Genomic DNA, 2,085 nt, shown 5'->3' with positions numbered 1-2,085 from the left:
GAGGCGATCACGCCGACCGGCTCGCGGAAGGTCATCGCCAGGCCGTTGCGCTTCTCGCTGGGCAGCGTCCAGCCTTCCATGCGGCTGGCCTCGCCGGCGGCAAAGCGCAGTTCCTTCACCGCCCGGCCGACCTCGCCGCGCGATTCGGCCAGGATCTTGCCCTGTTCGGCCGAGACGAGGAAGGCGAACTCCTCGGCCCGCTTCTCCAGCAGTTCGGCGGCGCGGAACAGGATGGCGCCGCGCTCCGGGCCGGGCACCTCGCGCCACGCCTTCCAGGCGCGATGCGAGGAGCTGACGGCGCGATCCGCGTCTTCCGCGGTGCCTTCGGCGAAGTGGCCGAGGACCTGGTCGCGCCGCGCGGGGTTCGTGATGGCCACGGCGTCGGGGCCGGCCTGCTCCCACTCCCCGTCGATGTAGTTGCCGTAGCGGCCGCCGATGTTCTGGCCGAGCCAGGTCTGCATGTCCATGGGTCTGTCTCTCTTGGTGGTGTCGTGTTTACAGCTTGGCGCGCAGCAGCGCCTTCATGTCTTCGAGCGTCGGCTTGCGCGGATTCACCGCGACGTTGCCGGACAGCATGGCTTCGGCGGCCACGTCGTGCAGGTCGGCCTCCGTCATGTGGAAGTCGCCCAGCTTCGCGGTGATGCCGATGTCGGCCTGCAGCTGCTCGATCGCGATCACCGAACGCTCCGCCGCCTCGCGCAGGCTGAGGCCGTCGGTGCGCTCGCCGAAGATCTGCGCGATGCGTGCGAACTTCGCCAGGTTGCCCGGGAGGTTGAAGCGCATCACCGCCGGCAGCATGATCGCGTTCGCCAGGCCGTGCGGGATGTGGAAGCGCGAGCCGAGCGGCATGGCAAAGGCGTGCGCCAGGCCCAGGCGGGTGCTGTTGAACGCCATCGCCGCGATGGTGCTGGCCAGCAGCATGTCGGCGCGGGCTTCCTTGTTGCCCGGCTGGGCGACCGCCAGGCGCAGGCTGCGCGCGATCAGGGCCATGGACTGCTCGGACATCGCCTCGGAGATCGGCTGGGTGGCCGTGTTCACGTACGACTCCAGCGCGTGCGTCAGCGCGTCGATGCCGGTGGCGGCCGTGATGGCCGGCGGCAGGGACATGGTCAGCTCGGGATCGAGCAGGGCGATGCGGGCGCAGTTCAGGACGCTGCCGACGCCGAACTTGGTCTTCTTCTCCTTGTCCGACAGCACGGACCAGATCGTCAGCTCGCTGCCGGTGCCGGAGGTCGTGGGGATGGCGATCACGGGGGCGCCGGGCTGACCGATCTTGCCCATGCCGTTGTAGTCGCGGATGTTGCCGGGGTTGGTCAGCATCACGCCGATCACCTTCGCCACGTCCATCGCGCTGCCGCCGCCGATGCCGACGATGACGTCGCACTCCTTCGACCGGGCGAGCTGCACGCCGGCATCCACGGAGCGGGCGTCCGGGTCGCTCTCGACGTCGGTGAAGATGGTGACGGGGAACGCGCCACCGAGCGCGGAGACCACCCGTTCGACCAGGCCGGCCTTGGCGACGCCGGGATCGCCGACCACCAGGACCCGCCGGCCGCCGACGCTCTTCACGAGCTCGGGCAGGCGCGCCAGCGCACCCCAGCCGAATTCGATCGCCGTGGGGTTGTGGTAGCTGAAGGAGGTGATGGAGGAGGTCATGCTTGTCTCGGTTGCCTTGTTCGATCGGGTTGCTGGCTGCCGCTTGCACGGCAACGCGGGGGCCAGTGTTCCGCGGGGCCACCATATCCGTCCAATACATAATTGGGCCTCGATTGATACTTGCGCGGCATCAGGAATGATCGACCTCCGGCACTTCCGCTATTTCCAGGCCGTGGCCCAGGAGCTCCACTTCGGGCGGGCCGCGGCCCGCCTGTGCATCGCGCAGCCGGCGCTGTCGCGCCAGATCCAGCAGCTGGAAGGGGAAATCGGCACGCCCCTGCTGCGGCGAACGCAGCGGCGGGTGGAACTGCTCCCCGCCGGCCAGCTGTTCCTGGAGCGCAGCAACCTCATCCTCGAGGAGGTGGAACGCGCCGCGATCGACGCGCGGCGCACCGGCGCCGGCGAGTGCGGGCGCCTGTCCGTGGGCTT

At 69.4% G+C, this 2,085-nt stretch carries 3 protein-coding genes; 1 reads left to right on the top strand and 2 read right to left on the bottom strand.

All coding sequences use genetic code 11. The annotated features are described in order from the left end of the window. Together VYI76_RS03240 and VYI76_RS03235 are read right to left on the bottom strand one after the other, a co-directional pair. Positions 1-467, bottom strand: a 467-nt coding sequence (locus VYI76_RS03240) for an aldehyde dehydrogenase family protein (protein ID WP_326523342.1), incomplete at its 3' end; no start/stop codon positions are given. Positions 468-495: 28 nt separating this feature from the next. Further along, positions 496-1,656 (bottom strand): iron-containing alcohol dehydrogenase, encoded by a 1,161-nt coding sequence (locus VYI76_RS03235; RefSeq protein WP_326523341.1) that lies wholly within the window; start codon positions 1,654-1,656, stop codon positions 496-498. Positions 1,657-1,792: 136 nt separating this feature from the next. Here VYI76_RS03235 and VYI76_RS03230 point away from each other — a divergent pair. Beyond that, positions 1,793-2,085: LysR family transcriptional regulator (locus VYI76_RS03230; protein WP_326523340.1), on the top strand; the 293-nt coding region annotated here is incomplete at its 3' end.

Origin of the sequence: Sphingomonas sp. (assembly GCF_035910975.1) — a bacterium.
GTDB lineage: Bacteria > Pseudomonadota > Alphaproteobacteria > Sphingomonadales > Sphingomonadaceae > Sphingomonas.
Note: the sequence above shows the minus strand (reverse complement) of the source record. Positions and strands in the feature narration are given on the sequence as shown.

Bases quoted from the DNA above. Each gene is read 5' to 3' on its own strand.
- VYI76_RS03235 (WP_326523341.1), bottom strand. From the start codon at position 1,656: ATGACCTCCTCCATCACCTCCTTCAGCTACCACAACCCCACGGCGATC.